Source organism: Methylocystis sp. S23, assembly GCF_054106005.1.
Genome location: NZ_CM134185.1, coordinates 3882652 through 3907646, shown reverse-complemented (window position 1 = coordinate 3907646; position 24995 = coordinate 3882652). Strand labels below are relative to the sequence as shown.

Below are 24995 nucleotides of genomic sequence, written 5' to 3'. Positions count from 1 at the left end.
CCCATGTCGAGTGGCGACGCACGTCTACATGTTGCTGACGGGTATTTCAGTTACCGGGTCTGAATGGTCGATGGTGAGCTGAAGCCGCAAAATTCGTCCGGAAGATGCCGATAGATGCTGAAACCTAAGAAAAATTTTTCGGCCATTTTCCCTTTGAAATCAAGAGCGTTTCTTTTGACGGAATGCCCGCCGGTATTTGTGGCGCATCCAGCAAGAGTGTCCTAAATATATCAAGTACTTACGGGCATTGTTCATAATCGAGTGGGAGTGAGGGGACGTGCAATCGGCGGCGATAGAGTAGCTGCGGCAGTTTGAGCTGCCGTATAGGTGCTTTTCGCATCCATTTCCCAAGTCCGCTGGGCTCCTTCTGCCTTTCTGAACAGGTTCGATCTGCGCCCACTTCCAGGATGATGTAAAGACGTTTCAAAGGGCGATAGGGCTCTAGCGTAGAATAGCGTGCACAATGACGGGGCAGCTTTGCGCCCAATCTCAGTCATTGCGCCATCGCGACGCGTGACTGGAAGCGGCCATCGGCGCCAACCGCCCCAAAAAGCATTGCAGGACGATTTCGATATCCGAAAGCCCCTTCGTCGTTTCGATGCCAGGCCGATTTCGGAGATTTAGCGACGCAATTTATTCACTGCTGGACCGCTCTTGACCTTGACCCGACCCTGCCCGTGCGCCGCGAGCTTCACTCAGCCTTGTTTGCTCTTAGTTTGCTCGGCCTCGCTCCTTTCGTTGCTCTCTGCCCCGATGTTCAGCCGCTGGTAGATCCCCAGCCCGACCACGATGAGAATTCCAGTCGCGAGCAGGGCAGTCGGGTAGAGCATTTTCTCCACGTCCTGCTTGCTAACCTGAAACACCGTAACCAAGCCTTCGATAAATACGGCCATCGCAATCGTCGAGATGAATCGGGTTAGGCTGCGCCGCGCTTCAAATGCGGTGGGTAACCCGCGCGCGCTGACGACCTCTTCCTCCAGGAAAAACTTCGCTACGTCAAAGACCGCCATGGCGATGACGACATAGCCGATCGCCGTCAAAACTGCGTCGCCGCCCTCGCGCCAAGATTCGTTCAATGCGACGATCAGGTTGATCGCGCCATAGGCGACAAGTGTCAATGCCAAGAGCATCAAGGTGACGCTCGCGATCCCGAAGGCGAGACGCGACAGGGTGTCGATCATTTAGCCAGCCCTCCCCGCCAGACGATCCTGTGATCGGTAGAAATCGTGGATCCAACCGTCAGCGCTTCGCATACGAATTGACGCGAGAGATCGCAGTTCGCATTCAGGTCGCCGACATGCTCCTTTCGCCCCGCTCGATGAACAGTCGCACGGCCTGTACCAGGGTGCGTTTGGTCAGTGTCGAAGGAGCAATCATGCTTGACCAGCCACCTCCGAAACGTCGCGCTTTCAAATCTCCAGTCGTGCTCGATGCCATGGGCTTCGACCTGGGCGCGATCCACGCCGTCAGCGACCAGCAAACGACTGCAATTCATGGCAATTTGGATGGGCGCACAGTTGGTTGGCTAAACCGCGCCGCGAAAGTCGAAGACTACTCATCCGCGGCCCTTTCGTTAGATCAGATCCTTCCAAGCAGCATAAGAACGACAAGGATAATCAAAATAAGCCCGATCACGCCGACACCGCCGTGTCCATAACCGTAACCGTAACCGCCAAAGCGTCCGCTGAAGCCGCCCAGCAAAAAAATAAGGAGGAGGATGATCAGGAGGGTTGAGATTGACATGGTAGCATCTCCAATTTCAGGACCTCAGTCCCGGAGGCGGCTTAGTCAGCGTTTAGTTCTTCTTCAGGTCCGAGACTGGTTCCTTTATTGTATCTTTCGTGCCGCGGACAGCGTCCTGAACGGCGGCGCCGACTTCATCGGCTTTTCCCTGGAGCTCAAGCTCCCAGTGCGTTCCCTGCCTCGTTATGGAATAAATATCCCAAGCAGCGATGAAAATCGCCGCGATCACCGGCCCCATAACAAAGCCATTTAGCCCAAACATTTGAATGCCGCCTAACGTGGAGATCAACACAACGTAGTTAGGCATCTTGGTGTCCTTTCCCACCAAGATCGGACGCAGAACATTGTCCGCCAGACCGATCACGAACGCGCCGTAAACAATCAGAACGATGCCCTGCCAAATTGGTAAGCGCCGTTCCTCTCCCATGTTGGCTTGAACCGCGAGAAGAGCTTGCAATCTTTTACGACAAGCATTGCATACCTTTGGCGCAAAGCTTTGCAAACGATTGGTTGGTGTTGGGTTCGGTGATCAGGTCGTCGGCGCCGGCGGTGAGGATTTGAAGGCCCAGGGCATCAGCTCGTCGATGCGCGATTGCGGATGACCGTTGGCGATGGCCTCGAGGGTCGTCTTCATCCAAGCATAGGGCTCGACGCGATTGAGCTTACAAGTCGCAATGAGTGAAGCGAGACGCGACCAGGAACGGCCGCCTTCATCGTGCCCCGCGAATAGCGCATTTTTGCGCGTAAGAGTCAGCGGCCTGATTTGATTCTCGACGAGGTTGGTATCCATCTCGACGCGACCATCGTCGAGGAACAGCGTCAGCCCGCTCCAGTGATTCAAGAGATACGCGACGGCCTTGCCCATGTCGCTGCGGCCGGAGAGGCGCGCGGCCTGGGCGCGCAAAAATTCTTCGAGCTCGGCGACGAGAGGCCGCGACCGCTCGGCGCGAACGCTCTGGCGGATCGGCGCCTCTTTGCCCCGGATGTCCGCCTCGATCGCATAGAGCGCGGCGATACGCGCCAGGATCGCTTCGGCGATTGGCGAGCCCGCTTTCGGCGTGGCGGCGATGATCTCGCGCCTGCCGTGGCTCCAACACCAGGCGAGCCGTAACGGCGCGCCACCTTTGCGCTCGGGGCGAGCCAGACGATGATAGCCGCCATAGCCGTCGACCTGGAGGACGCCGTCGAATCCTTCGAGCATCCGCTCGGCGTGCTCGCCGCTGCGACCCGGCGCGTAATGATAGACCACGATCGGCGGATCGGCGCCGCCATGGCCGCGGTCGTCGCGCAGAACGGCCCAGAGATAGCCCGTCTTCGTCCGGCCGCGGCCGGGATCGAGAACCGGCGCCCGAGTCTCGTCCATGAATAGACGGCCGGACAGCTTCATCAGCACGCTCATGCGCTCGACGATCGGCGCGAGGTGGAAGGCCGTCGTTCCCATCCAATCGGCCAGAACGGCGCGGTCGAGCATGATCTCGTGACGCGCGAAGACCTGCGATTGACGGTAGAGCGGCATGTGCTCGCTGAACTTGGCGACCGCCACTCGAGCCAGCAGCGCCTCGGTGGGGACGCCGCCCTCGATCAGATGCGCAGGAGCCGGCGCCTGGGCGACGCCCGCGCATCCTTTCGGACAGGCGTAGCGGGGCCGCACGGTCTCGATGACGCGATATTGCGCCGGCGTCACGTCGAGGCGGCTGGAGCGGTCGTCGCCGATCCGAACCATCAGGCCGCAGCCACAGGGACAGGCGAGGCTCGAGGGCTCGATCACGCGCACGACGCGCGGTAGATGGGCGGGAAAGGCGCGTGCGGCGCGGCCGGCTCTTTCTCTCGAGCGCGCGGCCCGTGCGGCGCGCGCGATCGTCCTCGCCTTCCTGGATTTCGGCGATGGCGATCTCGATGTCTTCGAGCACAAGCTGCAATTGATCGGGATCGAACTTTTCTGAACGCTTGCCGAACCGCGCGCGCTCGTATTCCTTGACGAGCAGTTGGAGGCGTTCGACCGTCTCCTCGGACGCGGCCAGCTCGCTCTCGACGTGAAGGCGCGCCGCAAGCTCGTGCTCGGCTCGCTGGCGCTCGCGATCCGCGCGGACCCGTTCGGCCTCGAGCATCGAGCGCTGAGCTTCGAACAACGCGCGCAGATCGGCGGGCAGCTCTGCAAGTCGGGCAGGATCGAAGCTCGGCATCATGCAACGCAATCTATCTCATGCGAGGCGCCGCGCCGAACGAATAAAACCCGCCGGGTCCGAGTCAGTTTGCCGCAGCCGGAGCGGCCATGACCGGCTCGCCGACACGCTTCCAGTTCAGCCCGTCGAACAGCGCTTCGAACTGAACCCGGCTGAGTTGGAGAACGCCACCGCCGATCTGCGGCCAAACGAAGCCGTCCTCGGCCAAGCGTTTGTAAATCATGACGAGTCCGGTTCCATCCCACAGCAAAATCTTCAAGCGATCCTTCCGCTTCGAACGGAACACGACGATCAAGCCGGAATGCGGATCGAGCCCCAGCGTGTTCTGCACGAGAGCGGCCAGCGCGTCATGCCCGCAGCGAAAATCGACGGGACGAACGGCGAGCACGATCCGCAGTCCCTGAGCTGGGATGATCATGCGCTGCGGTCCAACGCCGTCACGATCTCGGCGATGCGTGTCGATGCGGCGTCGCTCTCCAGACGCAGCAGCACCTTGCCGACGACGATCTCGATCTTCGCCTCGGTCTTTCTGTGAGCGGCGACGTCCTCGATTGCAATCTCAACAAACTCGGCAGGCTCGTCGATCACGAGCGCAAGACGCCCCGAGCGCGCCGCGCGGCGCCAATGTGTCAGCTGCTGCGAGCGTAAGCCGTATTTGCGCGCCACGTCGGCGACAAGAGCCCCGGCGCAAGGCTTTCTCGAACAATCCGTCCCTTCTGCTCCTTCGACCAAAGCCGACGGCCCGATCGTGAACGACGAAAATCGACGCGTTCGACAAATCCAGCGCCTTCAATCGCATTGGCCTTCGTGCGTGCGCTCATCATTGGATCCTTCCAGAGACGGGATGTCTCTAAAAGAATCTCACATCAGAGAATCCGCACGAACCCAAAAAATCAATGGGGCAAAAACGGCGCTTACCCAAATTGCGCCAGAAGCCAGGAAATAGATCGCAACGGGACCCCATACCAAGGCGGCGCCTATTGCTGGGACCAGAGACAGTATCGCCATCAACGCTGCCCATAGCAGTGGGGCGCTGACTCCAAGGATCCAGAAAATGAGGCCGCCGAGCGCACCTTGCAGGACCGCGACGAGCAGATCCCCCTTTACTGTAGCGCGAATGACAACGGCGAATTTGCGGAGGAGTGCGTCTTTCTGCTCAGCGCGGAGCGGAATCGCATCCCTGATTTCGTGAGCGAGCGCCTCCTCGTCACGTAGCAGGAAGAACAACAGGTAAAGCATGACGCAAAGATTCACGGTTAAGCTCACCGCGCTCTGCCCAATACCGAGCGCCTTTGTTGCGAAAAACTGGCTTCCCTTGATAACCTCCGCGGACAATTTCTCCTGCGCTTCCCCGAGGCTGGCGAGGCCAAAGCGCCGCATGAGATCGGCGGCCCATGCGGGCAAGGCTTCGAAGACCTGCCGAAAAAGGCGAACGAGATCTAGATCTCCGGATTGAAGCTGTTCATAGACGCCGGACGCCTCCTGCGCCATTGACACGGCAATCAACGCCAATGGCAGGATAACGACCAATACAATGATCATTACCGTCACGATGGCGGCGAGGTTACGTCTTGGCTGCATTGAACTCAACAGGCGGCGATACAGCGGCGCAAACACAATTGCCGTCACGGTCCCCCAGAGAACGGCCCCGTAGAAGGGCCAAAGTATCCAGGCGAAGGCGACCGATACCGCCAAGATCAATGCCAGTAAGGCTGTGTCTTCAGTGTCGCGCATTCGCATGTTCCGTCACAGTTTGCCCTTGCCGACGGATTTGACAATAAGTAAGCCGCATGTAGTCGACCAGCGCCGACCGCGGGTCCAATGCAAATTAGTGGATAGTAGCAGTAGGCAGAAGGGATTCGGACATTCTAGCGGTCAGGCTATTCGCGGAGGCTCGGCAATGCATTGGATGACATCGCCCGTCGAAAATCAGTAACTCCATGAGCTTTTGAGGCAGGCCTCGCCTTGAGCTGAATCTCTCGGTCGTAGAAGCGCTTGTCCAGGTTGCGGCGTGCGGCATGGATGATGGTCGAGCCAGGCGCCCTTCGTTGAGCAGTTCCATCAGCCGGGTCCGGCTGAGGTCGTCGAGCGCCGAGGTGGGTTCGTCCATGATGATGATATCGGGCGGCTTCAGAAGCACCCGCGCGAAGCCAAGCTGCTGCTGCTCGCCGCCGGAGAGCACATCAGACCAGCTCTGCTCCTCGTCCAGCCGCGAAAGGAGATGAGCCAGGCCACAGGCGGCGAGGATCTTTTCGATATGCGCGGGGTCGGGTGGGGCCTCGTCGTGGGGATAGTCGAGCGCATCGCGTAGCGTGCCCCGCGGCATGTAGGGCTGCTGTGGCATATAAGCGATGCGTGCATCCCTTGGACGGAGAATGCGGCCGCTGCCCCAGGGCCACAAACCGGCAATCGCGCGGATCAGCGTGCTCTTGCCCGCGCCGGACTCTCCCTTCACGAGGACTTTCTCGCCGCGTTCAATCACGGCGTCGGTGTCGGCGAGCATCAGTGTGCCGTCGTGCTGGGCGATCGAGAGCCCGCAGAGATGCAATGCGCCATCGTCGCTGAAGGCAAGATCGATCATCTTCTCCTCGGCTGCGATCGCGAGTTCGTCGAGGTTATCGAAGAAAAGGTCGAGCGTGGCGACGCGCCTCGCCGAGGCGAACCAGTCGGCGAGGCGCATCGAATTGTCGGCCAGCCAGTTGAGCGCCAATTGCACCTGTATGAAGGCCGCCGCCGCTTGCATGAGGTCGCCGAGCGACATTTCGCCGGCAAGATATTTGGGGCGCCGAGCATGAGAGGTATGACCGGCGCGAGGACGTTATTGCCGCTCGACAAGAACAGCATGCGCGCCTGCCGTCCAATCACGGCAACCCAGCGCACGGCGACTCGATCAAATCTCGAACAGTGCCGCTCTCGCTCGGCGTCGTCGCCGCCAATGAGCGCGATCGTTTCGGCGTTTTCGCGCGTGTGCGAGAGCTCAAAACGAAAATCAGCCTCAGCCGCCGCTTTTCCCTCGACGCATGCGACGAGCGGACGGCCTAAAAGCAGCATTCCATAGGAGGTGCATGCGGAATAGATTACGACCGCAATCACAAGGTAGCCTGGAATCGTAAGGCCCCAAAAGGTCAGCGAGCCGCCGATGATCCACAACACGCTAACGAAAGAGGCCGCCATGAGCAGAGCATTCGTCACGCCGGTCGCAAAGTCGACAAAAAGCTCAATGGCAATGCGCCCGTCCTCGGCGATGCGCGCTTCCGGATTATCGACGAGGCGAAGGACGCTGAGCTGATAAAAGCGCCGGCGCTCCATCCACCGCCGCACAAGCGTCCGCGTCAGCCATTCTCGCCAGCGTAACTGAAACCGCATGCGCATTTGCAGCAGTGCGACGCTCGTCGACGCAGAGATCAAAGCGAGCGCCAACATGAGGCCGATGCTGAACAGGATAAGGCGATGGTCCTTGTTTTGCAGCGCGTCGAAGAAAGACTTGTTCCATCTGTTCACCGCGATTGCTGGGATGAGGTTCAAGACAAGGCAGCCGAATAGGCCGAGCACAAATAAGGCGGCCTGTCTGCGCGTCGGTCCTGTCCAGAAACCGAGGGAGAGCTTTGCAAAGTGTCGCAGAAGCTTCGCGTCGGCTCTCGTGGGAATAATGGCTTTGACCATGTTGTTGCAGATGCTCAGTTTGGGAGGGCGACGGATCCTCGCGCCTGCGCCTAGGGCGAAGTCGACGGAAATCCACGATCTCTTGGGCGATCATGTCGACTAGGACGGTCGAACGGGGCGGCGCATCCCATACGCGTTTTCGAGTTTGCTTGAGTATCTTCCGAACCTATACGACGCGTGTTCGATCCGCCTATGGTAGCGATGTCGAAAGAGACTTTCGGCGCGCGCAGTGTGATGAAGCATTGCTCTTAACTCTTTAAGGAGCCGATCATGGGCAGTACTACCGACAAGATCAAGGGAATGGCCAATCAGGCCGCCGGCACGATCAAGCAGGGGGTGGGCGAGGCCGTGGGTAACCCGAATCTCGAGATCGAGGGCGCGGCTCAAAAGCTTAAGGGTCAAGCCCAGGAGACAGTCGGCGAGGCGAAGGACGCTGTGAAGAAGCTCGTCGACAAGGCCTAACTGTTAGGCAGATCGAGATATCGAGATAATGAAAGAGCGGCCCGTTCGGGTCGCTTTTTCATGGCGTGATTTCCCCCAGAAAGATCGAGAGAGCGTGTCCATCTGGAGCAATTCTCGTGAAAAGCTCGGATACCTATTCTCGGCCTCATTTTCCGCGTTGAGGCCTTGGGTCATTTGATCAGCCCCAGGCCCAAGATACCCGAGACAATCAGAAAGATTGCCACGATGTAATTGAGCAACTGCGGCATGATCAAGATGAGAATGCCGGCGATCAACGATACGATCGGTTGCAGATGCGCCAAGCCAACAGTCATTTCTCTCTCCACAAACTAGAAGCTTTGGTATTTCCCACCGAACATGGCGCGGCGTCGACGAGTGCGCCTTTCGAGCGCGCGCGCGCACCTAAAGTTTGCCGAGGAGGACGAGGATCAGAACGACAATGAGAACTGTTCCCAATGTCCCCGACGGGCATAACCCCAACTCGCACTATGCGGCCAATTCGGAAGTGCGCCGACGAGCAAGAGGACCAGGAGGACCAGAACGATGGTTCCGAGCACAATAATGCCCTTTCTTTTTGTTGTGTGCCGCAGCGCCTATTCACAAAACCCAACGACAAAGTTTTATCTCGCCGCGGAAAATCTGTAACTGGTGCAGCAAACACGTTTTTGTGAGCATATGATTGATTCTGGATGTGTGCGTCGGCAAGGTTCGGAAAATACTCATCGGGTTGCGCGGGCTTTTGCCTCGCCCACCACGCTCGTAAGGGGACGGTTGATACGCTTCCTTATTCGTCAATCTCATGCCGGCAAGCCGTTGAGCGCAAGTCGAATGGCGTGAACGAGGTCGGCTTCCCGAAAGGGCTTTTGAACCGCTATCGCGCCAGGCCTGAGCACCTTGACCCTCGAAATATCGCCGCTCATAAAAAAGTGAGGGATGAATCCTGCGGCGCATGCTTTCTCTGCTGCGGAGACGCCGCTTCCTTCGCGTAGCCCCGCATCGATGATCATCAAATCTGGTTTGGAGCGGCGCGCGGCAGCCACCGCGTCCGGCTCGGTGCTCTCGATGCCACATACCTCGTGGCCCATCGTTTGGAGCATTTCGGCAAGCAAGTCACCGAGCATGGGGTCGTCTTCCACGACGAGGATGCGGATTCTCTTCATGGAGTGGCTTTGCCCCACCTTCGTTGATCGTTATTTCGATCCGCGCACGTGGCAGTGTGGCTGTTTCGCCTGGGCGTGCAGATCACTGGTCGCCACCAGATGCTTGTTGAGGAGTTCAACGGATCGGTCCCGAACATTTTGAGATAGGGTGTTGTTGGTTGCGTGCATAGCTGAAGTTCCCAACGCTGGCTAAGGCGGAGTCAATTTGGCGCTCGGCGAATGAGACGTGCACAGGACTGGCTGCCTGACCACAAAAGCTTGAGGCTGGACGCTAGCCGACGATCGTGCGCCCTGGGAAGGCACGGAAACTACTCAGGCTATCGCCATAGCGGCGGTCCATTCGGGGCAGGGACGGCGCTCGCCGAGCGCCAGCCCGTTTCAGTGGGCCGCGCCTGACCCCCAAACGTCGACGCAAAGAGCCAGGCGTGATATGTGTAAACAGCTATGTTCTGGGGCAATGACAGAAAAACCAATGCTGAAGCGCCGCCCCAAGGATACGAAGAGGATTCGATCAGAGCCGAAGAAGCGCATCGCGCAGGCGCCAAGGCCACCTCGCAACCGCGGAAAGTTTTTGGTTGTCGGGATCGGCGCGTCGGCGGGTGGACTCGACGCCTGTAAAAACCTTCTGGGCAGCCTCTCCGCCAGCAAAGGCATGGCGTTCATCCTCGTCCAGCATCTCGATCCAACCCACGAAAGCATGATGGTCGAGCTGCTCGCGGCGCACACGTCGATGACCGTGGTGCAGGCAATGGACGGCATGCCAATTGAGCCCGATCACTTCTACGTGATCCCTCCAGGGACCTATCTGTCTGTGGACGAGGGCGTGCTGCGGCTCTCGCAACCGCTTGCGCGTCACGGGGCGCGCCTGCCCTTCGACTATCTGCTGCATACGCTGGCCACGAACTTCGGTCGGCGCGCTGTCTGCGTGATCCTCTCGGGAACCGGAACCGACGGCAGCCTGGGGCTGAAAACCATCAAGGAAAATAGTGGCCTGGTTATCGTGCAAGACCCCGAGGAGGCGGCGTTTGACGGGATGCCGCGCAGTGCGATCATGACCGGCGCCGTGGATTTTGTGCTTCCAGTGCCAAAAATTGGAGAGGCGCTTGTCACCTACGACCAACAGATGGCTGGTTCAGATAAGCATTCCGGACATCCTGGAGCGGGGCCAGAAGACTGTCTTCTACAGATCGTCGAGCTTCTGCGCACAAAGACCGCCCACGATTTCACGCTTTACAAGCCGGGCACGCTAAAGCGCCGGATCGAGCGGCGGATGGGGATGGTAGAGGGCGGGGTTCCCGACATGAGCCACTACCTTAACTTACTCCGGAGCGACGCGAGGGAGCTTGACCTTCTCGCAAAGGACTTGCTCATCCATGTGACCAGTTTCTTTCGTGACCCTCGGACCTTCGCGCTGCTGGCCGAGAAAATCGTGCCGGATGTTGTCAGGAACCACGCACCCGATCGAAACATCCGCATATGGGTTGCAGGTTGTAGCACGGGCGAAGAAACCTATTCCCTCGCCATGCTGTTCCTCGAGCAGATCGCTTTAGAAAACCGTAGCCTCAAGCTTCAGATCTTCGCCTCGGATATTGACCCGGACGCCGTCGCCAGCGCGCGTGAAGGCCTCTACCAGGAAACCATCGAAAAAGACGTGTCGGCGGCGCGCCTTGCCCGCTTCTTCACGAAAGAGGATCATTGTTATCGGGTGACGCCTGAACTGCGGTCAACGGTGGTGTTCACGGTCAGGATTTACTCGCCGATCCCCCTTTTCCCGTCTCGATCTCGTTTCATGTCGCAATCTTCTCATCTATTTGCGCCCCGAGGCACAGGAGAAGGTGGTCGCGCTCCTCCATTTCGCCTTGCGGGAAGGGGGCGTCGTTCTCCTCGGCGGCGCGGAGACGGTTGGTAATGTCGACGGTCGCTTCGAGGCGATCTCCAAAGCCGACCGCATCTATCGGCGCATAGGTCGGAGCCGACCGGGCGAACTCAGCGCCTTGATTAGCCCCGCCTATGGAGCTAGTAGGCCGCCCCGACGTCAGGACTCGGAACAGAAAGGGTTGCGCCCGGCGGCGCTCGCCGACCTTTGCCAACGCCTGATCATGGAGACATACGCGCCGGCGGCTGTGCTGATCAATCGCAAGTGTGAGTGTCTTTATTTTCTCGGGGCTACGGACAGCTATCTGAAAGTCGCGCCCGGTCATCCCGACCAAGACCTGCTCACGATGGCGCGCGAGGGCTTGCGGACCAAGTTGAGGGCCGCCGTCCAACGGGCCGGGCAGGAGAATAGACGAATCGTCGTCGCCGGCGGGCGGATGAAACGAAATGGCGACGCGTTTTCCTTCAGCATCGCCGTGCAGCCGGTTGTGAACGAAGGGGAAGAGCTCCTGCTGGTTTGCTTCATCGACCAGCCTGAGCCCGCGCACAGGCGAGGCCAGCCAGCGGCTTCCGGAGAATTTTCACGGGTCGCCGAACTCGAGCAAGAACTCGAGGCCACGAAAATCGAGCTTCAGGGCGCGATTCACAATCTGGAGACTTCAAGCGACGAGCAGAAGGCGACCAACGAAGAGGCGTTGTCCGTCAATGAGGAATTGCAATCCACGAACGAGGAGCTTCTGACCTCGAAGGAGGAGTTGCAATCGCTCAATGAGGAGTTGACCGCGCTCAACGCCCAGCTCCAGGAAACCTTGGAACGACAGCGCATATTGTCCAACGATCTGCAAAACGTTCTCTACAGCACCGATGTGGCGACGCTCTTCCTGGACGCCAATCTCAATATCCGCTTTTTCACGCCGACCACCAAACTGCTGTTCAGCGTCATCCCGACCGACGTTGGCCGGCCGTTGGCGGACCTGCGCTCTCTGGCGGCGGATGACGCGCTTCTGACCGACGCACGAACGGTGTTGCAAAACCACGCGCCGATTGAGCGGGAAATCCAGGCTCAGACCGGCCTGGTATAGCCGCCGGATTATGCTTTACCGCGCCCAGGACGATCGTGTCGAAGGCGTTGTGATCACCTTTGCCGATGTCAGCGAAAGACATCGCGCTCAGCAAGCGCTAGAAGCCGCCAAGCTTCAGGCGCAACAGGCCAATATGGCAAAGTCGCGCTTTCTCGCCGCCGCAAGTCATGACCTCCGTCAGCCGCTACAATCGCTCGTGCTGCTGCAGGGGCTGTTGGCCAAGACCGTCGAGGGAGAGAAAGCAAAGAAGCTGGTCGCACGCTTCGACGAAACGTTGAACGCCATGTCCGGTATGTTGAACGCGCTGCTCGACATCAACCAAATCGAGGCCGGCACGGTCCGACCGGAAATCTCTCTGTTTCCGATCAGCGATCTTCTCGAGCGGCTGAAAAGAGAGTTCGCCGATCACGCGCACGCACAGGGACTTTCCTTCCGGATGGTCTCGTGCGGGCGTTCAATATGCAGCGATCCGGCGCTGCTCGAGCAGATGATCCGCAACCTGTTGTCTAACGCCCTGAAATACACCCGAAATGGCAAAGTATTGCTCGGTTGCCGTCGGCGGAAGGGAATGCTGAGCATCGAGATCTGGGACACCGGAATCGGAATTCCCGAGGGCGAGCTTCGCGCCATCTTCGACGAATATCATCAGATCGACAATGCCGCGCGCGAACGCAAACGGGGACTTGGCCTCGGTCTTTCCATCGTGCAGCGCCTGGGAGGCCTCCTCGGCCATCAGGTCCGTGTCGCCTCCAAACCTGGCAAGGGCTCGGTCTTTGCCATTGAGGTCACGGTCCCGACAAGCGACTCCGCGCCGCGGCCGGAGCGGGATATTCCAGGCAAAAGTGTCGAAGTCGCTAAAGGCGCTCTCCACACAGGCGCGGTTCTGGTCATCGAGGACGATCCAGAGGTTTGCGGCCTCCTCAAACTTCTCCTTGAAGAGGAGGGTTATCGCATAATGGCGGCGCCAGATGGGGACGCGGCGCTCGACCTCGTCGCGCACGAAGGCTTCCGCCCCGATCTCATTGTCGCGGATTACAATCTCCCGGGCAGTACGAACGGGCTCGACTCTGCCGGGACGCTACGCAAAAGATTTCAGCGCCAGATCCCGGTCATTATTCTAACTGGCGATATATCGACGAACGCTTTGCACGAGATCGCCAGCGGGGATTGCGTGCAGCTCAACAAGCCCGTTAAATCAGCCGAGCTGTTGCAGGTCGCCGAACGGCTTCTCGCGCGGTCCGTTTTCTCAAGCCCCATCGCATGCTTGTTTCGAATACAGGCGAGGCGACTACGGATCGGGAACCGGTCGTCATCTTTGTCGTCGATGACGACAAGCGAGTCCGTGAGACGCTGCGGGAAGTGCTCGAAGACGATGGACGGATCGTCGAGGAATTTGACAGCTGCGAAGGGTTCCTCGAAGCCTATCGCCCGGGCCGAGAGGGCTGTCTGCTGCTCGACGCCTATCTTCCTGGGATGAGCGGACTCGACTTGCTGAAACGGCTGCAGGAGCGCGGCGCGCATCCGCCAACCATCATACTCACCGGCGCTGCCGACGTCACGATGGCTGTCGACGCCATGAAGGCAGGAGCGTTTGATTTCGTCGAGAAGCCGATCAGCCGCGACGACCTGGTGGCCTGCGTGAGGCGTGCTCTCGAACACGCGCGGGATGTGAACAAGTTGACGGAATGGCAGGAGAAAGCCGCCGCTCACGTGGCGGGTCTGACTGCGCGACAGCGCCAGATCCTGGAGCTGGTCCTCGCTGGGCACCCCAGCAAGAATATTGCCGCCGATCTTGGCATCAGCCAACGAACCGTCGAAAATCATCGCGCTGCAATCATGAAGAAGTTGGGCGTCAAATCGCTTCCGGCGCTGGCTAGGTTAGCGGTCTCGGCCGCCTCGGGCTTTCGCGGCGGAACCGGCTCGTCGCGCAGCGGCCCCGCGTGACCCGGTTGAACACGCCCCGCACGAAGGCGCGCGGCGTTTCAACGTCTGGCCGGCGAATTCGGGCGATTCTACCCGACTCTCGCACAGTACTCGAGCGCTTCGACGGGTAGACCAAGCCCCTGATCGCGGAGCACGTGAAATGATGCTCCACCGCCGCGAGGCCCTCGTCGCTGTCACGGTCGCGCGCTCCAGCGTCGCCGAGACCAGCGCCATCGTCGTCGATCCGAAGCCGCTGTTCGAGATTTCGCCGTGGCTCTACATGCAATTCATGGAGCCGCTCGGGGCCACCGACGGCTCGGTCGAAGCCTGTTGGGACGACGACGCCGACGACTGGCGTAAGGACTTCGTCGACGCCGTGCGCGATCTTGCGCCCGGCGCCATCCGCTTCGGCGGCCTCTTCAGCCGTTACTACAAGTGGCGCGAAGGGATCGGCCCCGCGGCCAAGCGACCGGCGATGCGCAACTATGTCTGGGGCGGGTGGGAGACAAACCGCGTCGGCACGGATGAGTTTGTCGATCTCTGCCGCCGCGTCAACGCCGAGCCTTTCTTTTGCGTAAATTTCCTCAGCGACGGGGACAAGCGCTACGCCGCGCGTGCAGGCGACGCCAAAGAGGCGGCGGAATGGGCACGATACTCCAAGCTCAAGCTATGGCAGATCGGCAACGAGACCTCTTACGGGACGGCGTGCTTCACCAGGGAGCAGGCGATCGCGCACACAATCGAGTTCGCCAGGGCGATGCGGCAAATCGATTCGTCGATCAAGCTGATCGGGTGGGGCGACCGCGGGCGCGGCGGAAAGCTCTGGGCGACGGAGATGGAGAAGCAGGCGGGCGAGTTCATTGATTTCCTCGCCATCCACATGATGGGGCAGGACCCTAAGCGAGCGGACACAGTGCTCAAGGGTCTCGCTTATGAGCAGGACCCTGCACGTGCGTGGGAAGAGCTGATGGAGCTGTCGGACGCGGTGGAGCAGCGCGTGTCGGAGATCGAGCGGGCGACCGAGAAGCCGATTGCGATCACCGAGGGACATCTCAGCTTGAGCCCGCATAACGCCAACCCCATACTGTCCGAATGGCTCTCGGCGGTGTATCACGCGCGGTCGATGAATATCTATCAGCGACACGGCCAGCGCGTCCGCATGGCCACCGCGGCGGACTTCCAGGGCAATCGCTGGACAACCACGGCTGTTATGACACCAACTCCTTGCGGCAGAAGCTACCTGACGCCGGCTGGGTCGATCGCGCGGCTATTCGGCAAGCACAACGGGACGCACGGGGTCGCGTTGAAATCCGCGCCGGCGGGGCTCGACATCGCGGCCAGCCGCACTGGCAACAAGCTGTTCCTGCACGTTGCCAACATCCAGCACGACCGGGCGGTCGAGGCGACCTTCCCGGGGACGAAGGGCGGCCGCGTAATCGAGATCGCGCCGGAGAATCTCAGAAGCTATGTTAATCAGGATCAGCCGGACGTGTTCCGCCCGCGAGAGACAGAGCTGAAGGGGGCGTCCTGGTGCTTCCCCGCGGGATCGGTTTCGGCCGTCGAGCTGGAGCTATTTTTCCCGGCAGGTTAGTGAACGACATAGGCATCGCTAGTGACCGCCTCTCTCGCGCAATTTGTGGAGCCCGCTGGCTGCGTCTTTAGCGCGTCCCCGGTCTGTCCGCGCCAGACCGTCAATAGCCGCAGTGCTCACACCGTTGCGTTGTGCGACGCCCGTTATGTTCACGTTCGGCTCCGCGCTCTCGGCGCATGGAAGGGGCCGCTCGCACCGCCTGCGGTTGATTTCCTCAGGCTCGAATGCGTAGATTGGTTGAACAAAGAGCGACCGCAGGAGCCGTTCATTCGCACCGGCCAAAGCCGGCGCGCGGCGCCCTGAGGAACGGCGAGCCGTTCAAGGACTGGGTGTCGCCGTCGGGCATGGAAAAGATCCGCCGCAAGCTCGCGGGGTCTGCTGACGGCGCGCGGCAGATGGTGAAAATCCTCGCTACCCTTGTCCACGACGGGCTGCCAGCGGTTGAATCCGCCTGCGCGGAGGCCAATCGATTAGGGCGCCCATTCCGCCGACGTCATTCTCAATATTCTGGCGCGCCGTCGCTATCCCGGGCCGCCGCTGACCATCCTCACACCGGATGCCCTGAAACTCCGGCATCCCCTCCCGCTGAGGTCTCCAGAAAAAAGCCTTTGCGTCCGGTGGCGCCATCGACGACACGAGAGGCTAAACTTGGGCTATAGAGCGCTTGTCCGACGGTGCTTTTACCGATCCTCGGCTTCAGTCAGATCGCGTCGATCTGCGCTTCAAACGGCAATTGCCTTCGATAGACACCGAAACCACAAAAATTTTTTCGTGGCAAAATTTTGAGGAAAATCAAAAGGGTAGAATTTTGACGACCTCCGGTTCGGTATTTTGAGGGCACTGAGGAGAAAACCTATATGAATTTCATCGTCTTAGGCGATGCTGTGATAATCGAGTGGGAGTGACGGATACAAACGGCGGCCATAGCGTAGTTTCGGCGGTGGTTTTCGCCTTCGCTTGATTGCTGTTCTCCTCCATTTCTCGCTACTTTTGTGCTGACGCACACCATTTATGTCTTTCACAACTGATCTGCGATCACTCTCGAGAGGATGTAAACCCGCTTCGATAAGTGAGAGTGCCCTGGCGTAGGATAGCGTGCACAAAGGCGGGGCTGCTTTGCTTCTATGTTGTCCCACCTTAGCCGTGGAAGCCCGGTCTTAGAAGCTGCTGCCCCGTTATGCGGCAGAGAGGGAGCGTGATGGAAAGCAGCCAGTCCACTTTGGAGCGCCGGCCGCGCTTATCCGCATTCATTCATTTGGGCGCCTGGCAGGTAAGCGCGGGTCCGGATCGCGCTAGGACGGATCGACATTCAGCGTAACCAGAGAATGGCTGCGGCGAGGAAAGCGAAGCCGGCGAAGTGGATGGTTCGACGTTCGTAGCGGGTGGCGAAGCGTCGGAAGTGCTTGAGGCGGTTGAAGCATCGCTCGATGCGATTGCGCTGCTTGTAGGCGATGGCGTCATGCGGGATGATGATCTTGCGGGTGCGATTTGAAGGGATCACGGCTTCGCGCCGATATCGGCGATGATGGCGCGCAAGGCATTGCTGTCATAGGCTTTGTCGGCCAGCACGGCATTGCCTGTCTGTCCTTCGAGCAGGGCGGGAGCCTGGGTGACGTCGCCCACCTGGCCGGCAGTGACGATGAGGCGCAGTGGTCGGCCCAGTGTGTCGGCGAGCATGTGGATTTTGGTGGTCAGTCCCCTCGGGAACGCCCCAGCGCCTGATTCTTGGCCCCCTTTTCCGCTCGCCGCCTGCTGATGTGCGCGGACGATGGTGCTGTCGAGCATCAGATACTTGTTGTCCCGGTCCGCGGTCAGCGCCTCGAACACGCGCTCCCATATCCCCGCATGGCACCAGCGGCTGAAGCGGCGATGCACCGTCTTCCATTTGCCATAGCGATCGGGCAGGTCGCGCCAGTGCGCGCCCGACCGCAGAACCCACAGACATCCGTTCACAAACAATCGGTTATCCGAGCCAGTGCGTCCCGGATCACTCGCCTTGCCCGGCAGCAACGGCGCAATCCGCGCCCATTGTGCCTCGCTCAACTCATATCGCTTAACGCCCATCATTGGCCTCCGCTCAAATCGCGGAACCCTATGAATCAGCACTTACGCCGTTTGGGAATCCTGAATGTCGATCCGTCCTAGGCTGTGTGGACAGTTATCTGAGCCATAGGACGATTGCGGCGAGGGTTACGACCGCTCGATAGTTTCGGGCGGTTTTTTCGAAGCGGGTTGCAACGCGGCGGAACTGCTTGAGTTTTGAGAAGCAGCATTCGACGAGATGGCGCTGAGTATAAAGATGCTTGTCGAGCGGATATTTGAGCGCACGTGACGGGTTGTTTGGGATGACGGCAAGCGCGCCCTTCGCGGCGATGGCTTGGCGCAAATAATTGGCGTCATAGGCGGTATCGGCCATGACGACCTCTGCGGGCAGTCCCTCGATCAACGCCACGGCTTGCGGGGCGTCGCCCTTCTGACCGGCGGTCAGCGTGAACCGTACAGGACATCCCAAGCCGCGAACGGCCAGATGTATCTTGGTGCTCAGGCCGCCGCGCGAACGCCCGATCGCCTGATCTTCAGGCCCCCTTTTTCGCCCCGGCAGCGTGCTGATGCGCCCGGACGATCGTGGAGTCGACGATCAGATATTCGAAGTCAGAATCGTCAGACATCGCCTCGAAAACCCGATGCCAGACCCCTTGGCGCTCCATCGACTGAAGCGCCGAAACACACTGTTCCACTCCCCAAACGCTTCCGGAAGATCGCGCCAGGGGGAACCCGTGCGCACGATCCACAGCACGCCCTCCACAAACATCCGGTTGTCGCGGCCGGTCGAGCCCTTCTGGTCAGGCCGGCCAATGATCAGCGGAGCCATCCGCTCCCACGCCGTGTCCGTCAAAACCAATCGATCCATCACACCCAAGGCCGCCTCCCCAAAAGAACTCTTGAATCTGATTTGCGACCAAATGGGAATCCCTTAGAGTCCACAGGACCTAGACATTCTGACGGTGTTTCGCACCATGTTCGGCGCCAGCCGATACCTGCACCCCGGCCGATACGACAGCGACACGCCGATCAGTAACGCCACCCTCAACCGCGTGATCGACACGGTTGTGGAGCGTATCCGCGTGGCTGATCCTGACTTTCAGAGTTTCGGCGTTCACGACCTCCACCGCACGTTCTCGACAGGCCTGAACCGCGCCAAGTTCGATGATCGCTGGATCGAGATGAGCTTGGCCCACGCGCCCCGGAACCGGATCGCGGCCGTCTACAACGTGAACCGCTACCTTGCCGAGCGGAAGATCATGCTTCAGTGCTGGGCTGATATGCTCGACGCCTGGGCGAAGGGCGAATCCGCGAAAGACTTGATTGCTGAATTAAACGCGGCCTCCCCCGCGCGGCCGCGAAGCGACGTGCAGCCGAGGTGCACGACGACGAACTGGACGACGATCTCTGAACTACGTGCGGCTCGCGTCCATTCTGTTGTCGCGCTCCCGGCCCGGAGTTGTTATCGTTGGTGGCCGCCAGCCGGCAGGATCGGCGATCCAGCGGTCGATGTCGGATTCATGCCAGCCCGCACCATTGACGCTGATCCTCATCTGAGCGGGGAACGTGCCCTCGGCGATCTTGCGGTAGATGGTGGACCGGGACAGGCCGGTGCGGGCGAGAACGGTTTTCATGCGGACGATACGGTCTGCTACGAGCATGGCTGCGCTGCCTCCTGCCGGGTGTTTCTGACGATTACAGAGACCAGACAGGGCGATGATTTGTTGTTGTGCAATATATATTTAGCGGTCGTAGTAATGTGGCGTAGAGGCGGCGGAAAATAGGATAGTTCTAAAGTCCGATACCCAGCCCTCTGCCGAGGTCGATGCCGTGGCTGAAGGCGAGTTCCCGGCCAAGGCTACGGCCCGAGTCGAATGAGATGCCGAGTTCCCGCTTGCGGTTGGCGAGCAGGGATTCCATCTGCGGATCGCGCTCCAGGCTTTTCGCCATGTCGCCCATCGCCGACCGTGTGGCCTTGTAACCGGACATGTCGCCCGCCTGATACTGGCGCTCGCTGGCGCGGGTGAGCTTCCGCCAATCGTCCACGAAGCGGTCGGCGCGCCGGGCCGGGTCGGTGCGGATTTCGGTTTCGAGTTGGAGGGCGCGAATAGCGCGGTTGACCCGGCCCGTTGCTGCTTCTTGGGCGAGTTCCGGGTTCTTCTTGTAAGCAGCTTCGGCATCGTGCGAGCCATGAGGCCGCACTTCCTCGAAGGCTGCGCGGGACTCCTGCAATTCCTTCACCTGCTCCGGGCTGGCCCTGCCGCCTTGCTCCTGCATCTCGAAGATCGCATCCACGGCGCGGGCATGACGCACGAGCGCCTTGGTGCGGGCCTTGCGCAGTGCTTCTGCCGGGTCTTCCTCCACCTTCCTTTCCGGCCCTTGCTCGCCCTCGGTGGGCAGGTGCAACCCGTCGAACATGCCGCGCACCTTCTCCGGCACGACCTTGCGCACGATTTCGGCTACGCGCTCGCGGAAGGTGATCCCGCGCCGCTCGGCATAGTCCTGCGCCGGATCGGCGCGCTCGTAATCCGACGCCATATCCTTGGCTCGGTCGCGCGACAGGGTGCGGATGAGCCGGTTCTGGTCGGCGAAGTCATCGTGGCCGTAATGCAGGTCCATGCCGTCGCGATGGCGCGACAAGGCGACATAGCTGCCGTGGGCGTCCAGGCCAGGCGTCGCCAGAACATGGGTGCGGTCCACCGTCATGCCCTGCGCCTTATGGATGGTCGCCGCATAGCCGTGGTCGATCCGGTCGTAATTCTTGAGGTCGAAGCTGACGTCACGCCCGTCATCGGTGCGCACGGACATGGATCGTTCGCCGACCTCAACGACGGTCCCGAGGGTGCCGTTCTTCACGCCAAGTCCGCGCTCGTTTTGCAGGAACATGACCCGATCCCCGCTGGCGAAGCTGCGCGCACCGCGTTCCACCGTCAGGCGCACGTCATCGCCCAAATCGCCGGCTTCCCGCATCCGTTCGCGCGCGGCCTCGTTGAGCGCGCGCACCTCGTCGTTGGTGTGAGTGAGGATGATGCGGCTCTGGTCGGGCGATGCATGCCGCTCGCGGTCCCAGCGGTCGATCAGATCGCCGCGCGCCTGCTCGCGGGTTTGCGCCTCATGCACCATGCCATGCCGGTCATAGGCATGGATCGCGTCGCCGGTGCGGCCGATCGCCAGATCGCGCGTGGCGTCGCGCTGCCAATCTTCCCGCTGGCGGCGCACCTCGCCGATCTCCGCGCCGCCGTGGCGTTCGTGGATGGAGCGGAACGCCGCGCCCGCCTCGATGGATTGCAACTGCTGCAGATCGCCGACCAGCACCACCTTGGCGCCGGCCTCGGCCGCATGGGATAGCACCCGTTCCAACTGGCGCGTGCCGACCATGCCCGCCTCGTCGATGACAAGCACATCGCGGGAAGTGAGCACGTCGCGGCCCTGTCCCCAACCATGCTCCATGCTGGCGATGGTGCGTGATGCGATGCCCGAGCCGCTTTCCAAATTCTCGGCCGCGATGCCGGACAGCGCCACGCCCCGGACCTCGTAGCCCGCCGCTTCCCAGGCTTCGCGCGCCACGCCCAGCATCGCGCTCTTGCCCGTCCCGGCATAGCCGACGACGATGCCGAGATCGCGCCCGTTCGTGACATGCGTAAGCGCTTCGGCCTGCTCCCCGAAAGCACAAGGCCGCGCTGTTCGGCGCGCGCCAATGCGGCTTCGCGGTCCCTGTCACCGACCTCATGCCGTTCCGTCTCGGCCATGAGTTCGGCGGCGCGGTGCAGACGCTGCTCGGCCTCGATCATGTCGCGGGTGGTGAAGCGGTCTTCGCCCCGTCCGTCCGCCCCGAGCACGACTAGGTCCTGTGGACTCTTGAGCGATTCCCGAATCGGCGACGTCGTGATTCAAGGCTTCTTTTGTGGAGGAAGCCTTGGGCGTCTCTGAACGACTGGTTCTCACGGACCGGCATTGGGCCCGGATATCTGATTTGATCATCGGCCGCCCGGATCAGTGCGGGTCGACTGGGCGCGACAATCGCATGTTCGTGGAAGGCGTCTTGTGGCTGGTGCGCACGGGTTCGCCTTGGCGCGACCTTCCCGAGGCCTTTGGGGAGTGGAACAGCGTGTTTCGACGCTTCAGCCGCTGGAGCGCAAAGGGCGTGTGGTTGCGGGTGTTCAAGGCCCTGGCCGACGATCCCGACTTTGAATATCTGATCATCGACTCCACAATCGTCCGGGCGCATCAGCACGCCAGCGGCGCAAAAGGGGGCTCAAAATCAGGCCATCGGCCGCTCGCGCGGCGGCCTGAGCGCCAAAATCCATCTCGCCGTGCGCGGCCTGGGCTGTCCCGTTCGCTTTCACCTCACCGCCGGCCAGTCGGGCGACTCACCGCAAGCCCTTGCGCTTGTCGAAGGTCTGCCAGCGGACCTCGTCATGGCCGATACAGCCTACGATTCAGACGCGTTCCACCATGCGATCGCAGCCAAGAACGCGAAGGCGGTCATTCCCAACAACCCATCCCGCGCCATAAAGCATCCGCTCGACGCCCATCACTATGCCCAGCGTCATCTCGTGGAGTGCTGCTTCAGCAAGCTCAAACAATTCAGGCGCGTGGCAACCAGATATGAAAAGACAGCGAGGAATTACCTCGCCGTCGTCACCATCGCAGCCATCGTCCTCTGGCTAAGGTAACTGTCCACAGGACCTAGATCGCGAAGGGTATACGCGCAATCTGAAGACCTGGATTCCGGAGAACCGCGCGGATTTGGTTGCTGCCTGCCTGACGCTCATTCGCCACTGGATCAATGAAGGCTGCCCGGAGTGGCGTGGCAAGCCCCTGCCTTCGTTTGAAGAGTGGTCGCGCGTCATGGGTGGATTGCTCCAGACCATTGGCGTTGACGGCTTCCTCCAGAATCTGGACATGACCGCCGACGCTTCTTCGTCTGACGAGGGCGATTGGCCCGATTTCATCGGTGGCTGGTTTGACACGTTCGGCAGCAAGCCCCGCCTCAGCGGCAATCCGTTTGTGAGTAACGCTCTTGGCAAGGAGGCTGGCGAATTCGACGGCAGCGCTTCCTCCTCAGCTTCGTCGAAGAGAACGGCTGGGCTATCCCGATCAAGGGGAAACCCCTTCCCAGAGGAAGGCGTCCCTCGACACTTTGCTGGGATATAAGAAGGGCCACGTCTTCAAGCACAACGGGCGGTCGCTTCGTTTGGTGGCCAGCGGGCGCGGCACCGGGAACAAGCAACATTGGTGGGTCGAAGTCGTCACTGCCGACATCTTCGGGAAGGCGGCTGGGGAAATCTTCCTCGCGCATCCTGACGAGCGGGACGAAGACTGCGGCGTGGATCGTTGGGACGGCTACCACGACGCGGGAGAGCGCCGGGCCTATGCCATCCTGGAGCGGCGGCTTGCCGAACGAGACGACCGGACGCGAGAGAGGGTCGCTGCCATGAACCCGCTGGAGAAGGCTGCCCTGGCGACGCGATTGGCGGAGAGGAGGCGCTGCGCTGATACGCGGACAGAGAGCAAGAGTTGGGGCGGGTTGGGGCCTCGGCTGGACGTTTTCGCAGGCACTTCGAACGGCGTGGGCAGCCTCCGATCGGCTGGCGCGCGCGGCCGTCGTGCAGGCGCGCATGGTCGCCAGCGCGCGGCCATGCGTCGCCTATCCCGTCGTTGGTGGTGAACTCCCGCCGAGGCTCACCGTAGCCACCTGAGCCGAATCGCAACAATTTTACAAGAACCTGAGCACCGACGATTCACTCGGTCCCGTCAGAAAAAGCCCCGATTTCAAGCGGCGAAAAATCATGGACATGAGCAAGGTCTCTCTCACGGCGGGTGCAAATAGGCCCCTGCACCCGGCAACAATTTGTGGTGACTACGCACCTGACGCAGGACGCGTTGGGAGGGCAACATCCCTGCGGCCGGGCGGGTGCCAAGGAGCCCGCCCGCCTCGGTTTCATCTCACGTAGAGAATGCGCGCCGTGTCTCCGTAGTCCGGGCGGGCACCGGCCGATGCGACCGCGTGACCCGATCCACCGCCGCCACGACCTTGTCCGGCGCGGTGTGATGCGCCATGTGGCCCGCCCCGGGAATGACGATCAGCTCGCTTTGCGGGACCTCCTCATGGAAACGCCGCGACTGGCGGTCGAGATCGACCATCTTGTCGCCGTCTCCCGCCAGCAGCACGATCGGGAGCTTCAACTCGCCATAGCGCGACTGCAGCCTGGCGGCGGCGGCCACCATGAGGACGCCGTCCTCCGACTCCGCCCCGATCTGCACCGGTCGGGCCGCGAAGCTGTTGGGGAAGCCACGCTCGAACCTCTCCGTCATCGGCGCGGGCGAGAACAGCCAGCGCAGAATGCCGGGCAGGAAAGCCGCGTCAGCGGCGGGGAAGTCGTATAGCGCATCACATCGCCCAGACCCGGGACGGCCGTGAAGGACATGAAGAACACGTCGGCGCGGGCCGTGGGGTAGAAATAGCCGCCGACGATGACGAGGCCCTCCACCAGAGACGGATGCTGGAGCGCGAGGTCCAGTCCGATGAGCGACGAGAAGGAGTGGCAGACAATCGTCGCCCGCTCCACGCCGAGCTGGGCAAACGCCTTCTGCAACAGCTCCGCATAGGCGCTCGCCGTCCAGATGCGATGCGGCCGCTCGCTATAGCCGAAGCCGGGACGATCGAAGACGATGACCCGGTAACGCTCCGCAAGCTTGTCGACGACGCCGCTCAGGATGAAATCCTCGGCAAGCGTGAGGTTGCCGTGGATGAGCGTGACCACGTCGCCCTTGCCCCTGTCGATGTAATGCAGGCGGACGCCGTCCACGTTCAGAAAGCGCCCGATCGGCGGATGGTCGCGTTCGTCCTGCCGCGTGCGACGGATATTGTAATAGGCCAGAGCCGCGAGCGACGCAGCGACGCCGATCGCCGCCATCCCGAACGTGACGCCACCTTCGCCGGCGGCTCGACTGGGCGCTTCCAAGAGCGCATTTTGAGCCCGCATCGAGACTCGCTTCGTCGGGCTCCAGCTTTCCGCTGTCTTTCGCTTGGTCAAGTTCATGCCCATCTCCTCATGCCAAAGTGCTCAACGCCCGGGGCAGCACAGTGTTTCAACGGCGAAGCGGATCGGCGAATTGCATGATGGGCAAACCAATTCCCTTGCGATCAGGTAGCGACGATGCGATCCCCTGATACAGTCCTGTCACTGAGGCTGCCGAGGCGTGAACACTCTCCCGTAAACTCCAATCTCAGTGTGGATCCCGCTCGAGTGATGAGTGGCACGCG

Annotated in this window: 21 protein-coding genes and 7 pseudogenes; 10 read left to right on the top strand and 18 right to left on the bottom strand. The window is 60.9% G+C overall.

Annotated features, from left to right (window positions below; genetic code table 11):
* Window positions 1-695: 695 nt before the first annotated feature.
* The 4 genes and pseudogenes from ACV7JP_RS19295 to tnpC form a co-directional block, all read right to left on the bottom strand.
* The gene (locus tag ACV7JP_RS19295; protein WP_457797244.1) at window positions 696-1181 is read right to left on the bottom strand and encodes a GNAT family acetyltransferase; all 486 of its coding nucleotides are present in this window, start codon (window positions 1179-1181) and stop codon (window positions 696-698) included.
* 397 nt (window positions 1182-1578) lie between these two features.
* The gene (locus tag ACV7JP_RS19290; protein WP_434506311.1) at window positions 1579-1743 is read right to left on the bottom strand and encodes a DUF3309 family protein; all 165 of its coding nucleotides are present in this window, start codon (window positions 1741-1743) and stop codon (window positions 1579-1581) included.
* 52 nt (window positions 1744-1795) lie between these two features.
* Window positions 1796-2146: pseudogene (locus ACV7JP_RS19285) on the bottom strand (AI-2E family transporter); the annotation flags it as partial.
* 126 nt (window positions 2147-2272) lie between these two features.
* Window positions 2273-3764, bottom strand: a pseudogene (gene tnpC / locus ACV7JP_RS19280) (IS66 family transposase).
* Here tnpC and ACV7JP_RS19275 point away from each other — a divergent pair.
* Entirely contained in the window at window positions 3729-4019 is a 291-nt protein-coding gene (locus tag ACV7JP_RS19275) for a hypothetical protein (protein ID WP_457799134.1), read from the top strand. The pseudogene tnpC and the gene ACV7JP_RS19275 sit on opposite strands and share 36 nt — an antisense overlap.
* Here ACV7JP_RS19275 and tnpB read toward each other — a convergent pair.
* From tnpB to ACV7JP_RS19250, 5 genes are all read right to left on the bottom strand, one after another.
* Window positions 3991-4344 carry an IS66 family insertion sequence element accessory protein TnpB gene (gene tnpB / locus ACV7JP_RS19270; protein WP_457797243.1) on the bottom strand — a complete coding sequence of 118 codons (354 nt, stop codon included), beginning with the start codon at window positions 4342-4344 and terminating at the stop codon, window positions 3991-3993. The two genes, ACV7JP_RS19275 and tnpB, sit on opposite strands and share 29 nt — an antisense overlap.
* Complete coding sequence (locus tag ACV7JP_RS19265; RefSeq protein WP_457797242.1) at window positions 4341-4592, bottom strand: IS66 family insertion sequence element accessory protein TnpB; 252 nt, start codon at window positions 4590-4592, stop codon at window positions 4341-4343. Before ACV7JP_RS19265 ends, tnpB begins: the two co-directional genes overlap by 4 nt.
* A 195-nt stretch (window positions 4593-4787) precedes the next feature.
* Window positions 4788-5660, bottom strand: coding sequence for an AI-2E family transporter (locus ACV7JP_RS19260; protein WP_457797241.1), 873 nt, complete (start codon window positions 5658-5660; stop codon window positions 4788-4790).
* Between the two features lie 94 nt (window positions 5661-5754).
* Window positions 5755-6606, bottom strand: a complete 852-nt coding sequence (locus ACV7JP_RS19255) for an ATP-binding cassette domain-containing protein (protein WP_457797240.1) — start codon at window positions 6604-6606, stop codon at window positions 5755-5757.
* Window positions 6504-7589 (bottom strand): SbmA/BacA-like family transporter, encoded by a 1086-nt coding sequence (locus tag ACV7JP_RS19250; RefSeq protein WP_457797239.1) that lies wholly within the window; start codon window positions 7587-7589, stop codon window positions 6504-6506. Before ACV7JP_RS19250 ends, ACV7JP_RS19255 begins: the two co-directional genes overlap by 103 nt.
* A gap of 270 nt (window positions 7590-7859) precedes the next feature.
* Between ACV7JP_RS19250 and ACV7JP_RS19245 the strand changes: the two genes are divergently transcribed.
* On the top strand, window positions 7860-8051 hold the full coding sequence (locus ACV7JP_RS19245; RefSeq protein WP_434506308.1) for a CsbD family protein: 192 nt from the start codon (window positions 7860-7862) through the stop codon (window positions 8049-8051).
* Between the two features lie 170 nt (window positions 8052-8221).
* On the opposite strand, the gene ACV7JP_RS19240 is transcribed toward ACV7JP_RS19245, so the two are convergent.
* From ACV7JP_RS19240 to ACV7JP_RS19230, 3 genes and pseudogenes are all read right to left on the bottom strand, one after another.
* Window positions 8222-8365, bottom strand: a complete 144-nt coding sequence (locus tag ACV7JP_RS19240; RefSeq protein WP_281932578.1) for a DUF3096 domain-containing protein — start codon at window positions 8363-8365, stop codon at window positions 8222-8224.
* 88 nt (window positions 8366-8453) lie between these two features.
* A pseudogene (locus ACV7JP_RS19235) lies at window positions 8454-8608 on the bottom strand (DUF3309 family protein).
* Window positions 8609-8848: 240 nt separating this feature from the next.
* On the bottom strand, window positions 8849-9211 hold the full coding sequence (locus ACV7JP_RS19230) for a response regulator (RefSeq protein WP_457797238.1): 363 nt from the start codon (window positions 9209-9211) through the stop codon (window positions 8849-8851).
* 472 nt (window positions 9212-9683) lie between these two features.
* On the opposite strand from ACV7JP_RS19230, the gene ACV7JP_RS19225 reads away from it, so the two are divergent.
* The 6 genes and pseudogenes from ACV7JP_RS19225 to ACV7JP_RS19200 form a co-directional block, all read left to right on the top strand.
* Window positions 9684-11120 carry a chemotaxis protein CheB gene (locus ACV7JP_RS19225; protein WP_457797237.1) on the top strand — a complete coding sequence of 479 codons (1437 nt, stop codon included), beginning with the start codon at window positions 9684-9686 and terminating at the stop codon, window positions 11118-11120.
* A complete protein-coding gene (locus ACV7JP_RS19220) occupies window positions 11023-12168 on the top strand; it encodes a PAS domain-containing protein (RefSeq protein ID WP_457797236.1) in 1146 nt (381 codons plus the stop codon). The genes ACV7JP_RS19225 and ACV7JP_RS19220 overlap by 98 nt, the downstream gene beginning before the upstream one ends.
* A 10-nt stretch (window positions 12169-12178) precedes the next feature.
* Window positions 12179-13645: a hybrid sensor histidine kinase/response regulator gene (locus ACV7JP_RS19215; RefSeq protein ID WP_457797235.1), complete on the top strand. Its 1467-nt coding sequence runs from the start codon at window positions 12179-12181 to the stop codon at window positions 13643-13645.
* Window positions 13528-14112, top strand: a complete 585-nt coding sequence (locus ACV7JP_RS19210) for a response regulator transcription factor (protein ID WP_457797234.1) — start codon at window positions 13528-13530, stop codon at window positions 14110-14112. The genes ACV7JP_RS19215 and ACV7JP_RS19210 overlap by 118 nt, the downstream gene beginning before the upstream one ends.
* 139 nt (window positions 14113-14251) lie before the next feature.
* A complete protein-coding gene (locus ACV7JP_RS19205; protein WP_457797233.1) occupies window positions 14252-15682 on the top strand; it encodes a hypothetical protein in 1431 nt (476 codons plus the stop codon).
* Window positions 15683-15975: 293 nt separating this feature from the next.
* A pseudogene (locus ACV7JP_RS19200) lies at window positions 15976-16258 on the top strand (IS21 family transposase); the annotation flags it as partial.
* Window positions 16259-16991: 733 nt separating this feature from the next.
* Here ACV7JP_RS19200 and ACV7JP_RS19195 read toward each other — a convergent pair.
* The 4 genes and pseudogenes from ACV7JP_RS19195 to ACV7JP_RS19180 form a co-directional block, all read right to left on the bottom strand.
* Window positions 16992-17746 (bottom strand): IS5 family transposase gene (locus tag ACV7JP_RS19195; protein ID WP_457799075.1). Its coding sequence is split into 2 segments (ribosomal slippage): window positions 16992-17182 and window positions 17182-17746, totalling 756 coding nucleotides; the frame shifts between segments, so codons are not numbered across the junction.
* 94 nt (window positions 17747-17840) lie between these two features.
* Window positions 17841-18602: pseudogene (locus ACV7JP_RS19190) on the bottom strand (IS5 family transposase).
* 535 nt (window positions 18603-19137) lie between these two features.
* Entirely contained in the window at window positions 19138-19386 is a 249-nt protein-coding gene (locus ACV7JP_RS19185) for a helix-turn-helix transcriptional regulator (protein WP_457797232.1), read from the bottom strand.
* Window positions 19387-19516: 130 nt separating this feature from the next.
* Window positions 19517-21576: pseudogene (locus tag ACV7JP_RS19180) on the bottom strand (AAA family ATPase); the annotation flags it as partial.
* Between the two features lie 65 nt (window positions 21577-21641).
* On the opposite strand from ACV7JP_RS19180, the gene ACV7JP_RS19175 reads away from it, so the two are divergent.
* Window positions 21642-22401, top strand: a protein-coding gene (locus tag ACV7JP_RS19175; protein WP_457797231.1) for an IS5 family transposase whose coding sequence is annotated in 2 segments (ribosomal slippage) — window positions 21642-21973 and window positions 21972-22401 — 762 coding nt in all. Because the reading frame shifts where the segments join, the coding sequence is not laid out codon by codon here.
* A 73-nt stretch (window positions 22402-22474) separates the two neighbouring features.
* Complete coding sequence (locus ACV7JP_RS19170; RefSeq protein ID WP_457797230.1) at window positions 22475-22882, top strand: hypothetical protein; 408 nt, start codon at window positions 22475-22477, stop codon at window positions 22880-22882.
* A gap of 792 nt (window positions 22883-23674) precedes the next feature.
* Here ACV7JP_RS19170 and ACV7JP_RS19165 read toward each other — a convergent pair.
* Together ACV7JP_RS19165 and ACV7JP_RS19160 are read right to left on the bottom strand one after the other, a co-directional pair.
* Window positions 23675-24277: an alpha/beta hydrolase gene (locus ACV7JP_RS19165; RefSeq protein WP_457799124.1), complete on the bottom strand. Its 603-nt coding sequence runs from the start codon at window positions 24275-24277 to the stop codon at window positions 23675-23677.
* A pseudogene (locus ACV7JP_RS19160) lies at window positions 24193-24645 on the bottom strand (alpha/beta fold hydrolase); the annotation flags it as partial. The pseudogene ACV7JP_RS19160 and the gene ACV7JP_RS19165, both read right to left, overlap by 85 nt.
* Window positions 24646-24995: the final 350 nt, after the last annotated feature.

Coding starts and splice junctions, on each gene's coding strand:
- ACV7JP_RS19255 (WP_457797240.1), bottom strand. CDS start 6,606: ATGCGCCTCGCCGACTGGTTCGCCTCGGCGAGGCGCGTCGCCACGCTC.
- tnpB (WP_457797243.1), bottom strand. CDS start 4,344: ATGATCATCCCAGCTCAGGGACTGCGGATCGTGCTCGCCGTTCGTCCC.
- ACV7JP_RS19295 (WP_457797244.1), bottom strand. CDS start 1,181: ATGATCGACACCCTGTCGCGTCTCGCCTTCGGGATCGCGAGCGTCACC.
- ACV7JP_RS19260 (WP_457797241.1), bottom strand. CDS start 5,660: ATGCGCGACACTGAAGACACAGCCTTACTGGCATTGATCTTGGCGGTA.
- ACV7JP_RS19205 (WP_457797233.1), top strand. CDS start 14,252: ATGATGCTCCACCGCCGCGAGGCCCTCGTCGCTGTCACGGTCGCGCGC.
- ACV7JP_RS19240 (WP_281932578.1), bottom strand. CDS start 8,365: ATGACTGTTGGCTTGGCGCATCTGCAACCGATCGTATCGTTGATCGCC.
- ACV7JP_RS19290 (WP_434506311.1), bottom strand. CDS start 1,743: ATGTCAATCTCAACCCTCCTGATCATCCTCCTCCTTATTTTTTTGCTG.
- ACV7JP_RS19215 (WP_457797235.1), top strand. CDS start 12,179: ATGCTTTACCGCGCCCAGGACGATCGTGTCGAAGGCGTTGTGATCACC.
- ACV7JP_RS19250 (WP_457797239.1), bottom strand. CDS start 7,589: ATGGTCAAAGCCATTATTCCCACGAGAGCCGACGCGAAGCTTCTGCGA.
- ACV7JP_RS19230 (WP_457797238.1), bottom strand. CDS start 9,211: ATGAAGAGAATCCGCATCCTCGTCGTGGAAGACGACCCCATGCTCGGT.
- ACV7JP_RS19245 (WP_434506308.1), top strand. CDS start 7,860: ATGGGCAGTACTACCGACAAGATCAAGGGAATGGCCAATCAGGCCGCC.
- ACV7JP_RS19185 (WP_457797232.1), bottom strand. CDS start 19,386: ATGCTCGTAGCAGACCGTATCGTCCGCATGAAAACCGTTCTCGCCCGC.
- ACV7JP_RS19225 (WP_457797237.1), top strand. CDS start 9,684: ATGCTGAAGCGCCGCCCCAAGGATACGAAGAGGATTCGATCAGAGCCG.